Annotated in this window: 12 protein-coding genes; all 12 read right to left on the reverse strand. The window is 50.1% G+C overall.

The genetic code is table 11. The features are described from left to right. Positions 1 to 128 precede the first annotated feature (128 nt). Positions 129 to 1,451: a hypothetical protein gene (locus tag GON22_RS04945; RefSeq protein WP_160395005.1), complete on the reverse strand. Its 1,323-nt coding sequence runs from the start codon at positions 1,449 to 1,451 to the stop codon at positions 129 to 131. Between the two features lie 18 nt (positions 1,452 to 1,469). Beyond that, on the reverse strand, positions 1,470 to 2,303 hold the full coding sequence (locus GON22_RS04950) for a hypothetical protein (protein WP_160395006.1): 834 nt from the start codon (positions 2,301 to 2,303) through the stop codon (positions 1,470 to 1,472). Then, positions 2,300 to 2,992 carry an ATP-binding cassette domain-containing protein gene (locus GON22_RS04955; RefSeq protein WP_160395007.1) on the reverse strand — a complete coding sequence of 231 codons (693 nt, stop codon included), beginning with the start codon at positions 2,990 to 2,992 and terminating at the stop codon, positions 2,300 to 2,302. The genes GON22_RS04950 and GON22_RS04955 overlap by 4 nt, the downstream gene beginning before the upstream one ends. Continuing rightward, positions 2,989 to 3,390: a GntR family transcriptional regulator gene (locus GON22_RS04960; protein ID WP_160395008.1), complete on the reverse strand. Its 402-nt coding sequence runs from the start codon at positions 3,388 to 3,390 to the stop codon at positions 2,989 to 2,991. Before GON22_RS04960 ends, GON22_RS04955 begins: the two co-directional genes overlap by 4 nt. Positions 3,391 to 3,612: 222 nt before the next feature. Further along, positions 3,613 to 4,335 (reverse strand): RNA polymerase sporulation sigma factor SigE, encoded by a 723-nt coding sequence (sigE, locus tag GON22_RS04965; protein WP_006036355.1) that lies wholly within the window; start codon positions 4,333 to 4,335, stop codon positions 3,613 to 3,615. Positions 4,336 to 4,371: 36 nt separating this feature from the next. Next, the gene (gene spoIIGA, locus GON22_RS04970; protein ID WP_160395009.1) at positions 4,372 to 5,313 is read right to left on the reverse strand and encodes a sigma-E processing peptidase SpoIIGA; all 942 of its coding nucleotides are present in this window, start codon (positions 5,311 to 5,313) and stop codon (positions 4,372 to 4,374) included. A 207-nt stretch (positions 5,314 to 5,520) separates the two neighbouring features. Next, positions 5,521 to 6,645, reverse strand: coding sequence for a cell division protein FtsZ (gene ftsZ, locus GON22_RS04975; RefSeq protein ID WP_160395010.1), 1,125 nt, complete (start codon positions 6,643 to 6,645; stop codon positions 5,521 to 5,523). Between the two features lie 15 nt (positions 6,646 to 6,660). After that, on the reverse strand, positions 6,661 to 7,911 hold the full coding sequence (gene ftsA / locus GON22_RS04980; RefSeq protein WP_160395011.1) for a cell division protein FtsA: 1,251 nt from the start codon (positions 7,909 to 7,911) through the stop codon (positions 6,661 to 6,663). 221 nt (positions 7,912 to 8,132) lie between these two features. Continuing rightward, positions 8,133 to 8,900, reverse strand: a complete 768-nt coding sequence (locus GON22_RS04985; protein ID WP_160395012.1) for a cell division protein FtsQ/DivIB — start codon at positions 8,898 to 8,900, stop codon at positions 8,133 to 8,135. Between the two features lie 68 nt (positions 8,901 to 8,968). Further along, entirely contained in the window at positions 8,969 to 10,255 is a 1,287-nt protein-coding gene (murA, locus tag GON22_RS04990; RefSeq protein ID WP_160395013.1) for a UDP-N-acetylglucosamine 1-carboxyvinyltransferase, read from the reverse strand. A gap of 15 nt (positions 10,256 to 10,270) precedes the next feature. Further along, positions 10,271 to 11,176, reverse strand: a complete 906-nt coding sequence (gene murB, locus GON22_RS04995; RefSeq protein WP_160395014.1) for a UDP-N-acetylmuramate dehydrogenase — start codon at positions 11,174 to 11,176, stop codon at positions 10,271 to 10,273. A gap of 189 nt (positions 11,177 to 11,365) precedes the next feature. Beyond that, entirely contained in the window at positions 11,366 to 12,475 is a 1,110-nt protein-coding gene (gene murG, locus GON22_RS05000; protein ID WP_160395015.1) for an undecaprenyldiphospho-muramoylpentapeptide beta-N-acetylglucosaminyltransferase, read from the reverse strand. Positions 12,476 to 12,481 lie beyond the last annotated feature (6 nt).

Below are 12,481 nucleotides of genomic sequence, written 5' to 3' on the forward strand. Positions count from 1 at the left end.
TATTCTGTGAAAGCGTTTAATCGTAGATCAGGAAAGGAATGGTAACGTTATTAAGCATGAAAAAAAAAGTAGCAAGCCCCTGGTGAACAGGATGCTTGCTGCTCTTTCATCTCTTTGTGCAACATGACTTAGTCTTGCAATACGATGCCCTGATTTATCCGAATATTGTTTATTGCTCGCTGCTGCTCGGCATCCGTTCCCAATGCTTGAATTTCGCCTCGATAAACGACCTTGCCGGTCGCCCGGTCAATGAGTGCTACGCCGTTAATAGCTGAATAATTACCCGATTGTTGTCCCTTCGCCTCTTCAGCCGGTGGTACTGTACTGTAATTAATGCTTAAGTACTTATCATTTGAATCCGAGAGATAAAGGGTATCTGCTCCCCATTCTGAAGCATCAATCTTCAAGGTGTGATCAAGCTTCATGCCATCCGCAAGATTATAATCGCGATAGGTTAAGACACTATTGTTCTTCTTTGCACAATGCAACTTGCTGCCGGCAATACTTAGAAAAGTACAAGTCTCGCTTGTAAGAGGGAACGGTTCGATCTGACCGCTCTCGATGTCGTAGATATAATAATGCTGGATCGTCGTATCAGGCTGGTTAGGCTGTTCCGAGTCCTTCGCTTCACTTGGAGCAGCCTTCGTTTCGTTGCCTACGAATAAATAGTAACGCTGTTTTGCCGGCGAATTCGTTTCGCTTCTGAAGTCGATATTGGAGGCCGTCTTCCCCGCCAGCTCCACCTCTACCAACTTATCGCTAACGACAGCCTGCTTGTTCAGATCGATTCGCAGTGCGACATGTTGCTGGGAAAATTCGGATTTTGCATTGTATATCGACCGTTGCAGCATCACATGAAGCTGCCCATTTGATGTGCGCTGTACATCTGACACATACCATCCACCTGAATCCGAGTAGGATGGCAAATCTACGCTAAACGATTGCGTGTTGCCGCCATTCGATTGCTTGACATACACAAACAGCTTCTGTGATTCATACAGCGGCGGAGAAGAGACTATTTCAACATATACGGCGGAGTCGTCATCGGCATAGAAGTTATTTGAACTCAACTTGCCGCGCGCAAACGAAGCGTATTTTGCCATAAACGTTTTCCACTGCTTGCCTTCGTACGGGGACACCAACAAGCGGCGCGTTATGTATGACTGTTTGATGCCATAGGAATTGCTAGTGGGCGTGATCGCAATCTCGTCATATAAGGATCTATTATAGTTGTAGGAGAATCCCAAAACTCCATTATCATGTGCCTCCAAATAGGCATAATTGGCCAGCACCTCTAGATCCGGCACCGCATTCGCATTCCCTTCTTTCGTGACCAGCCTAAAATCGGGACGCTTGCCATTATCCCAACCGACGCCATAATATGTGCCGATGCAAGCTATAATGAAGCCGGCGAGCAAGAACAATAGCCCGTATTTTTTAACGATCAACATCTATTCATGCCCTCCTAATCACACCGTAATTTTTTTTCGGAGCAAAAACGAACTCCACCAGATTGACAATGCCGCCACGAAGATTACAACTCCGATTCCCATCGCTAACAGCTCTTTGGGGAAAAATCTGCTTGTTCTATCTATTAGCATGATTACTGGCATCAAGAACAGGAAGAAAACAGCCGTACCGTACGCCAGACCAACGATAATGCCAACAATCCGGTAACTGCGTTCGAGCAAAATGATCGTCGTCAAGACAAGTACCGCTGCGATTCCAACGCCATAGAACAACATAAAATCGCTAAAAGCAGGCGGCAGAAGTATGTTTAACAACGTATTGTTTGCAATCGAAATGTCCACTGGAAAATCTCTCACTAGTACATCTGGCACCAACTGATAATACAAAGCTTGCTCGATCTTAAGCAGCGGCAGCTGCGCCGCTACAAGGCCGAACACAGCGAGCAGGAACGATACAAGTTTGGACCAATAGATAATCATCCGCGAATTCGGCAGCGTTAGCAGCCGAACGATAAAAGACCGGCGGCCCAGCCACTCCCGATACCAAGTGAAAAACAAATAGATGATTAAAAATGCGATACACAACAAAACCGGAGCGGTGATCCAAATCGATTGGTCCATTGCATGAGAAAATGTGCTCTCTCCTTTAAGCAGGGCAAATTGCTCGAAGTTCGGGATTTTCTCATCATCCATCACATCTTTTACTGCGTCGACAAACCGATTTGCCGTTACATACACGCCTATCAATTGAATGACAGCCGTCAGCACCACCATGGCAACGAACGGTATAACCAGCCGTTTCAATTCGAAATTAATCAGCTTCCAAAAACTCATGATGTCGTGTACACCTCCCTCATCACGTCTACGACCGATTTCCCTTCCCGGATCCGAACCTCTTCGCAGTCGAACGTTCGTGTCACTTTCCCGTTATCAAGCATCACCACATGATCCAACAAATGCTCCACTTCCCGCACTTCATGCGTTGTCAGAATGACGCTGCGCCCTTCAATGAGTTCACTAGAAAAAACGGATGCGATCTGTTCACGGCTGAACATATCGATGCCTGAGAACGGCTCGTCCATCAGCATATATTGTGCATCCATCCCAAGCCCGAGCACGAGATTAAGCTTAGCTGCCGTGCCTTTGGACAAGGAACGAACCCGGTCATTCGAATTGAGCTTAAACATGCCCATTAACTCCTGTGCACGCTCCGTATTCCAATTCCGATAAAACTCCTTCATGAAGGCCAAGCAGTCCGCGATCTTCATGCTGCCAGGCATCGGCAAATTATCAGGGATGAAAACGATCTGCTCGTACATCGCAGGATGAGGCGTTCTGCCATCGATCGTAATGCTGCCGCCTTGAATTGGCGTTAAACCCATAATTGCTTTTAAGATTGTTGTTTTGCCTACACCGTTCATTCCCGTCAAACAGGTGATCGCTCCACGGGGGGCCTCAAAGCTGACGCCGCTTAGCACTTTCCGCAGGCCAAATCGCTTGGTTACATTTTCTAATACGATCACGATATGCTTCCCTCCCCTTCGGTTCCTGCTTGCCCGGCTTTCTCTAGGCGCAGCCGAATAATCGATAGCAACTGCTCAATTGGCACTTCAATATTGCTTACTGAAGCAAGGAATGAATCTACAGCCTCAGTCAAGAGCTCCTCACGAATACGGCCCAAAATTACATTATCCCGCGTGATGCGGCTCGGTGAATTTCCTTCTGTCACGATCAAGCCCTGCTCCTCCATTTCCTTGTACGCTTTCTGCGCCGTATTTGGATTAATGTTTAATTGGCTAGCAAGCTCACGCCGAGATGGAATTGTCTCTCCAGCGTTTAACTTTCCTGTTGCGATTCGTTCCTTAAAGTGCCGTACAACCTGCAGATAGACGGGATCTCGATTGTTAAAAATCAACGCCATTAGCACCTCCCCTTCCTGGAGTCCATTTCAGCCTATTTCCAATATTTATTGTATGTACTATGTGGTTCATACACTATAGATGTATTATGCCCATAATACACTTCTGCGTCAACCCTTATTTGGAAAAAGCTGCTGATTGATTGGCTTAACCATACAAAAAAGGCCGCTCTTGCCGTTTCCGGCAAAAGGCAGCCTTTCTGTAAATCGATTCGATTTGGGTGCCTACACCATCTTATTAAACTCTTTGCGCAGCCGCTTAATAATCCGTTTCTCTAAACGGGAAATATATGATTGCGAGATGCCAAGCAGATCTGCAACATCCTTCTGTGTCTTCTCTTCGCCATCGGCAAGGCCGAACCGAAGCTCCATGATGATTCGCTCGCGTTCCGTCAGTTTATCGAGTGCTTTATGCAGCAGCTTGCGGTCCACCTGCTCCTCAATATTGCGATAAATCGTATCGTTCTCCGTACCGAGGACATCCGAGAGCAGAAGCTCATTGCCGTCCCAATCAATATTCAATGGCTCGTCGAATGACACTTCTGTACGTGTTTTGCTATTGCGGCGGAGATACATTAAGATCTCATTCTCGATACACCGGGATGCATACGTCGCTAACTTAATTTTCTTCTCCGGATCAAATGTATTGACCGCTTTAATCAAGCCAATCGCGCCGATCGATACAAGGTCTTCGATATGAATGCCCGTGTTCTCAAATTTGCGAGCGATATAGACAACGAGCCGGAGATTCCGTTCAATCAGCATGGCGCGAATTGCCGTATCGCCCGAAGGCAGCTTCTCCAGCAAATATTCCTCTTCTTCCCTTGTAAGCGGTGGCGGCAGCGCTTCGCTTCCACCGATATAATAAATTTCTTCACTCTTCATCCCGAATAAAAACAGAACACGATAATAGTATAACTGAAGAATAAGTCTCCATTTGCCGAGCATGGGCCTCATGCCTCCCCGTTTAGATGAAATACGCCGTTACGCTCCGCCGCTCCTCTCCGCCATGGACGGATGGATGACTGCCCGATAAGCCCGATCCGATGACAGTTGTCCGCCATCAAGGCCGACCAAAGCTTTTCGGGTGACGATGGTTTCCCCATTGAACTGTACCGTAACGGCATCTGGCTTCAGTGCGAGCATAAACTGCGTTCCGCGGTTCACGCCCCGGTAAGGCACCAGCCGTAGCCGGTCCTGCCAGACGAATGTTTCTTCTGAATCACCGACGATCAACTTATCAACCTCAGACTCCTGAATTCGCTTGAGCCATGTAGACGGCAAATCCGCTTCCAGCAGCGACGCTTCGATGATGGTCACCGGCGTCCGTGTCAGCGGATCATACAACTGGTTGCCCGTATCAATGAGACCTTCACATTCATATTCCCGATCCTCAATCGTGACCTTGACCTGAGCGACATGGGCTCGTATAAGCGCTTTCTCACGGCGCTGTACGACAACCGAGCGAGCGATATATAGCCCTACACAAGCTGTTGACCCAACAAATATAAATCCTGTCTTAAACTCTGTCCGTACGCCACCTTCAATGAACTGAAGCCCTTGCCATAACGCCAATGAGCCTTGCTGCATGATGAGATAATAGAAACCTAGCACGGCACCTGCTGCAATGAAATTAACTGCATAAAATGCCGCTAAATTGCGGCCGTAAGCGCGCAATCCGCCAAAACCAAATGCAACGAGCAACATAACTAACGAAATGCCAAATTTAAACGCGAATGTGTAAAGAAACGACAACGGCGGAACTAACAACAGAGCGACGTATAGGGCGCCGATAGCGCCCGCTCCTAGTATTCGATACCAGACAGCGCGAATGCCCCTGACCCAAGCAGTGACGAGCAGCAGTGCTCCGTCAATCAACAACTCTTTCATGAATAAGACGTCAACGTAAATCGCCAGGACGTTCACCTGCCCGCCGGTTCCTGCTGTACGGCCGTACGTCCGTATCCGGTAGGAACGATTGAGACTAGTATAGGATAATCGTATTTCGATGTCTGTCTATTCATGACGCCCCAGACGCTCTTTTTTTGTCGAGCATTGAAGCCTCCCCCATAACGCAAAAAAACCGCCCACCAATGCCGGTGAGCGGTTCTAAGCAACTAGCCTATGGGTGGATTAGCGATCACCGCGTGGGCGATTACGCAAAAATGCGGGGATATCAAGCTGGTCGCTTGACGTCGTTGCGCCAAATGATTTCAGGTTCGACGCTGCAGTTGAAGTCGTACTGCGCGATTCCGTCGATTCTGATGTCGGTTGGCTAGGACGGCGCACTGGTTCAGGCATGCCTTTATGCTCGAATCCAGTCGCAATGACTGTCACTTTAATTTCTTCTTTGAGGTCTTCGTCAATAATTGCACCGAAGATCATATTAACTTCTGGATCACAAGCTGCGATTACGATCTCTGCCGCTTCGTTCACTTCATAGAGTGACAGATTCGCTCCGCCCGTAATATTCATGATTACGCCGCGTGCGCCGTCAATCGACGTCTCAAGCAGCGGACTCATAATCGCTTTACGAGCAGCTTCAGCTGCGCGATTTTCTCCGGTTGCCGTGCCGATGCCCATCAGCGCGGAACCGCGCTCCGTCATAATTGTCTTAACATCTGCGAAGTCGAGGTTGATGAGACCCGGAACAGCAATCAGATCGGAAATGCCCTGAACTGCTTGAAGCAATACAGTATCTGCTACACGGAAAGCTTCGAGCATTGGCGTTTTCTTGTCAACGATCTCGAGCAACCGATCATTCGGAATAACGATCAGCGTGTCGACCTTTTCTTTCAACGCTTCGATGCCATGCTCGGCTTGTCCCGAACGCTTACGGCCTTCAAACGTGAACGGGCGCGTAACAACACCGACGGTCAACGCACCGCACTCGCGTGCGATTTCAGCGATGACTGGAGCAGCTCCCGTACCCGTACCGCCGCCCATGCCTGCAGTTACGAATACCATGTCCGCGCCTTTTAGCGTGTTGCTGATCAGTTCGCGGGACTCTTCGGCTGCTTTCTTGCCTACATCAGGGTTTGCGCCAGCGCCAAGGCCCCGGGTGAGCTTGTCCCCAATTTGAAGCTTATGTTCCGAGTGTGCAAGGTGAAGAGCTTGTGCATCTGTATTCACCGTAATAAACTCTACACCCTTGACACCGTTCTCAATCATTCGGTTTACTGCGTTGCTACCGCCGCCGCCTACGCCGATGACTTTAATTTGTGCTAGTTGTTCCATATCCATATCGAACTCCAACATCTCCGTTTCCCCCGATCAAATGAATTCGCTGAAATAATTTTTGAGTCGCTCGAACATTCCGGGTTTCGGCGATGCTGCGGCAGGCGTTTTTGCTTTGCGGCTTGCCGTTTTCTTCACAACAGGCGTCGTGCTTCCCCTGCGCGTATTTTTCAGCACATATTGCAGCATTCCTACTCCGCTGTTGAAAGCCGGGTCACGAACACCGATAAAGTCAGGCACGGCAATGCGTACCGAGGATTCCAGTTCATGTTGCGCTAAGCTAAGCGTGCCCGGCAATGATACCGCACCGCCTGTTAACACATAACCGTTTACCTTGTCGCCAAAACCGAGGCGCCTAACTTCTTGCCTAACCAAATGGAAAATTTCTTGCATGCGCGGCTCAATAATATTAGCCAAATCCACTTGAGAAAATTCTTTTTCGACATTGCTGCCCATTCGCATCACTTTGAACTTCTGGTCCTCAGCTGCGTCTGAGACGAGCGCACATCCGAATTTAAGCTTAATCTTCTCCGCCTGCTCCGTATGCGTCCGCAAGCCGTACGAAATATCGTTCGTCACATGCTCGCCGCCTACTGGCAACGTAGATGTTGCAACGAGTCCACCGCCCTCGAAAATCGCGATTGTCGTTGAGCCTGCACCGATCTCGATCAGTGCCGTGCCCATAACCTTCTCGTCCTTCGTCAGCGACATCGAACCTGATGCAAGAGACATTAAGATTCGGCCAGATGTATGCAGTTCCGCTTTCTCAACGCAACGAGCTAAGTTATGTAAGGAAGTTTTGGTTCCCGTTACAATCGTAGCCTCTACCTCAAGCCGAACGCCAATCATTCCGCGCGGGTCAGAAATTCCCTCCAGACCATCTACCAAAAATTGCCTAGGTACAACATCGATAATTTCACGCTCAGGCGGTAGCGCAACGACCTGCGCCGCCTGCATGACACGTTCAATATCTTCCTCGCCAATCTCGCGATCCTCGTTCGATACGGCGACTACACCATGGTTCGTTTGCAGTGCAATGTGACTGCCCTGGATGCCAACAAATACTTCGCTTATTTGAATGCCGACCATCCGCTCAGCATGATCGATCGCACTGCGAATCGACCTTACCGTCTGATCGATGTCGACGATAGCACCCTTCCGGATTCCTTCCGAGTCGGCAGATCCAACTCCAATAATATTAATGGCTCCATTCGTCACTTCACCAATAATAGCACGAACTTTGGATGTACCGATGTCCAAACTAACGATGATATCGCTGTTGCTCATCGTGCGGCACCTCCATTCCCAACGAAAAGTATGAATTTCAGTCCTTAACAATCTACATATTCAACATAATTGACGGCTTTCCTCTTTTTTCTACAAAATTTTCGGCCTCTTAGCGGCTTCCAATTTCCAGCAAAAGAAAGGCCAATCATCGCAACGTTTCGGCTATCAACAAACTACACTAGCTCCAGAATCCATAACTAAAATTCTACCATCGTTTGTAGCTATTGAGTAGACTCTTTTTCAGTAGTTTCCAAGTTTTCTGTAGAATCCGGTTCATAGGGCTCATACGTATCTGCCAAAAGCATCGTCACTTTACCGGGCGGTTGGGTTTCGGTCACAGCATTGAGCGTTTCAAGTTTGTCCGCGAATACGGAAACAGCTGTAATGACTTCAAAGCGCGTGCGCGTATACAAGCGAATGCGGTCTGGGTACGCCTTAGAAGGATCAGGGCGAATCTCGGAAATATCGGAGAGCTGCTGTACAGGAATAGCTGCTAGCACTTTGGAGAGCGCTAATTTTACAGGGTCATTCGATTTCCAGCCCGACAGCAGCGGCTTGTCGACAACAAATTCGCCCTTAGTCGCTGTAATTCCTATGCCGTTAGACAGGATCGCGGTCATCTGTCCCTGAGGCGTTAGCTCGTAGCCAACAGCTGGAAACTCCTGAATATGAATATGAACATCTCCAGGAAACTTCTTCGTTACTTCCGCCTGTTCAATCGCAGGATTCGCAAGAAGCTTTCGTTCAATCGAACGCTCCGTAAAACCGAAGAAGGCATCGCCAGTTGAAACGCCAGCCGTTTTGCTGATTGCATCCTTCGGCACGAAACGCTCGCCGTCAATCGTTACCGTTGACACTTCACTAATTGATGAGTTAAAAAACAAGACCGACAATACCACGATAAATAAGAGCAAAAGAATGATCTTTAGCTTGCGGCTGCTGCGAAGTTTGCGTTGTGGTTCCCGCAGCACGGGCATCGGTTGCTTCATGCTTGTCCCTACTTTCGTCAAAAGCATCCGGCCCTCGCAAATGTTGCGAGCGCCGGCGTCTTACAGCATTAACCATTCGGTACGGCACGATCATCTGGAACCGGCGTATAGCGGCTAATTCGGGCCCCAAGCCTGGTAAGCATGTGCTCGATTTGGTCATATCCGCGATCGATATGGTGCACCTGCTCTACGACGGTCCTTCCTTGTGCAGCCAAACCTGCGACAACAAGCGCAGCACCTGCCCGCAAGTCCGTCGCTTCCACAGTCGCTCCGTACAGCCTTGACACGCCGCGGATAAACGCAGCATTCATATCGACTCGAATATCCGCACCCATGCGCGACAGTTCGCCCACATGCTTGAAGCGGCCTTCGAATATCGTTTCTTTCATAATACTAACGCCATCCGCTAACGTCAGGAGCACCATAACCAAAGATTGCAGATCGGTAGGAAACGCTGGGTATGGCGAGGTAACGATTCGCTCGATCGCCTTGGGCCGTGCGATGCTGTTAACTTTAATTATATCATCGTCAGCTGTAATCTGAACACCGGCTCGGCGCAATACATGAATGAGAGACGAGACATGGGCTGGATTCGTATTCTGGAGAACGACATGCCCGCGGGTTGCCGCAGCCGCTACCATTAACGTACCCGTTACGATCCGGTCCGGAATCACCTTATAACGGCAAGGCGTGAGCGATTCGACGCCTTCGATCGTAATGGTATCCGTGCCAGCTCCGATTATTCTTGCTCCCATTGCATTCAAGTAATTTTGCAAATCCTGAATTTCAGGTTCTCTCGCTGCGTTGCTGATCGTTGTCCGGCCTTCGGCGAGCACAGCGGCCATCATGATGTTCTCCGTCGCCCCTACACTCGGGAAGCTCAGGTTCACCTCTGCCCCTGTAAGCTTATCAGCCTTGCAAATAATCCGGTTGCCCGATTCCATAATCGTAGCGCCAAGCGCTTGCAATCCAGTCAAATGCAAATCAATCTTGCGTTCGCCAATTGCGCAGCCGCCTGGCTGATAGACATGAACTTCGCCGAAACGTGCGAGCAGCGGTCCCATTAAGAAAATCGAAGAACGCATTTGGCGCATGAGCGTCTCAGGCACGTGCGGCGAATGCGCCAGCGTCGTGTCGAGAACGACCGTATCCCCGATATGATCGGCCTTGCACCCGAGTTCACGAAGGATGTTTAGCATCACTTCGATATCGAGCAGCTTCGGCACAGAATCGATCGTAACGGTACCGCAAACTAGCATGCTAGCAGCCAATATAGGCAAAGCGGCGTTTTTCGCTCCTTGGATCGCAATGGTTCCTGAGAGAGGTTTCCCGCCTTCAATCACCAATTTGTCCAATGTATCACCTCCGAATTACCGCTCACCCACCACCAATACTTCCGGCACCAGATCGATGCCGTAGCGATCTTTGACGGTGCGCTTAATTTGCGCCATTAAGGTGAGGACGTCTTCGGCTTTCGCTTGCCCTGTGTTGACAATAAAATTGGCATGCTGCTGCGATACTTCGGCGGCGCCAACACGTAGGCCTTTCAATCCCGCTTCCTGAATGAGCCTTGCAGCAAAATCACCTGCCGGATTACGGAACACGCTGCCGCAGCTAGCAAGCTGCAGCGGCTGCGTATTCAATCTGCGTTCTTTGTTGGCAGCCATAACCGATTCGATCTCCGAACGGTTGCCCTCCGCCAGCTCGAACGTCGCTTCGACAACGATTCCCCGCTCCTCATGCAGAATAGAATGCCGGTACGTGAACGCCATGTCCTCCAGACCGTAAGTTACCAATTCCCCTGTCTCCCGAACAATGACAGCCGATTTGAAAATGCGCGACACATCCGACCCCAGCGCGCCAGCGTTCATATAGACGGCACCGCCAACCGTTCCTGGAATCCCCCCCGCGAATTCCAGCCCGGTCAGCCCTTCCTTGCCGGCCATGACCGCCAGTTTGATGAACGAATATCCAGCCCCTGCAACGACCGTAGCGCCTTCGAAGCGCGCGTAGTCCAGCCCTGCACCAGTCTTGATCACAACGCCTCGAATGCCTTTGTCAGCTACGAGCATATTCGAGCCGCGTCCCAGACTGGTCCACGGGATGCCATGTTCCTTCAGCAGCAGGATGGTCGATACTAGCTGGTCTTTTCCACGTGGGATAATGAGACAATCGGCTGGACCGCCGATTTTCCAAGTTGTATGCTTTGCAAGCGGCTCCTGCAACAGAACCTGACCCCAATCGTTCCGTTGTAGTTCCGCCAATATGGCTTCCATCAAGTCGTACCTCCCCTTCTGTCAATTGAACCGTATCCTTCACCAAGGCGTAGACACGGCGCCGCCGGACGCTTCAGATATCGTAAAATCGTCCCGATGGGTGACGGTCGCGATTTATAACGTATCCTATGCCCCCGGCTCATGGAGTGTGACAAACGCCTAAATGGCCAGTCACGGTTCAAGTTATGTTTACTTTTTCTTGCTTAATCGCTTCAATTCATCAACGATCGTAACAGCAGAATCAGGCATGCCGAGCGTTAAAGCAGCTTTCCCTGTATCCGTGAGGCGCCTATCGTCGCTTAACAATGCGGAGACAGCTTCGAATAATCGGGTTCCGCTCAGCTCCCTCTCCAGTACCATCATAGCAGCACCTGCTTCTACGAGGCTTCTAGCGTTCGCCTCCTGGTGATTGTTCGTCACATTAGGCGAAGGAATAAGGATGGAAGGCACGCCAAGCGCCGTCATCTCCGCTATCGTAGAAGCGCCAGCCCGGCTTACGACCAGCTGCGACGCAGCTAGTACATCTGGCATATTATGCAAATAGGAAACAACATGCAGCTGGCCGGATTGATATGCTTGCATCTGCTCGGCACGCTGTTTCACATCCTCGTAATACACCTCGCCGGGCACAAACACAAAATGAACGCCCGGCAGCTTATGAAGCTGCGGCGCCATATCAAGCATTGCTTCATTTATCGCCTTCGCGCCGCGGCTTCCGCCAAAGACGAGAACGATCCGGCTGCCCGCTTTTAAGCCAAGAGATGCGATGCCTTTGCCCGGTTCCGCGCGCATCACATTCGTAGCACACGGATTGCCTGCGTAGAAGGTACGCTTTGCTTTGGCAAAATGGCGCTCCGAATCCGGAAAGCTTACCGCTACGGAATCCGTGTACCGCGCTAAAAATTGGTTCGTTATGCCTGGAATAACGTTTTGTTCATGGATAAGCGTAGGAATGCCTAGCTTCGCTGCCGCATATACGACAGGGCCACACACATACCCGCCTGTGCCAACGACCACATCAGGCTTAAACTCCCTTAACAGCCGCTTCGCACGCTTAACGCCTTTTAGGAAACGGATAACCGTTTTCACATTGTCGAAGGAAAGCTTCCGCTTGAACCCTGTAATCTCAACCGCTTCGAACCGAATGCCAAGCTTAGGCACAATGCGGCTTTCCAGCCCTCGTGTCGTGCCGATGTACAGCAGCTCTGTTCCCGGCGATTGCTCCTGTGCTTGCCGCCCGATGGCGACGGCCGGATAAATATGCCCGCCCGTCCCTCCGCCGGTCAAAACAATACGCATATATGA

This window comes from Paenibacillus sp. MMS18-CY102, from assembly GCF_009789195.1.
Lineage (GTDB): Bacteria > Bacillota > Bacilli > Paenibacillales > Paenibacillaceae > Paenibacillus_T.

Coding starts and splice junctions, on each gene's coding strand:
- GON22_RS04950 (WP_160395006.1), bottom strand. CDS start 2,303: ATGAGTTTTTGGAAGCTGATTAATTTCGAATTGAAACGGCTGGTTATA.
- GON22_RS04985 (WP_160395012.1), bottom strand. CDS start 8,900: ATGAAGCAACCGATGCCCGTGCTGCGGGAACCACAACGCAAACTTCGC.
- sigE (WP_006036355.1), bottom strand. CDS start 4,335: ATGCTCGGCAAATGGAGACTTATTCTTCAGTTATACTATTATCGTGTT.
- ftsA (WP_160395011.1), bottom strand. CDS start 7,911: ATGAGCAACAGCGATATCATCGTTAGTTTGGACATCGGTACATCCAAA.
- ftsZ (WP_160395010.1), bottom strand. CDS start 6,645: ATGTTGGAGTTCGATATGGATATGGAACAACTAGCACAAATTAAAGTC.
- GON22_RS04945 (WP_160395005.1), bottom strand. CDS start 1,451: ATGTTGATCGTTAAAAAATACGGGCTATTGTTCTTGCTCGCCGGCTTC.
- murG (WP_160395015.1), bottom strand. CDS start 12,475: ATGCGTATTGTTTTGACCGGCGGAGGGACGGGCGGGCATATTTATCCG.
- GON22_RS04960 (WP_160395008.1), bottom strand. CDS start 3,390: ATGGCGTTGATTTTTAACAATCGAGATCCCGTCTATCTGCAGGTTGTA.
- murB (WP_160395014.1), bottom strand. CDS start 11,176: ATGGAAGCCATATTGGCGGAACTACAACGGAACGATTGGGGTCAGGTT.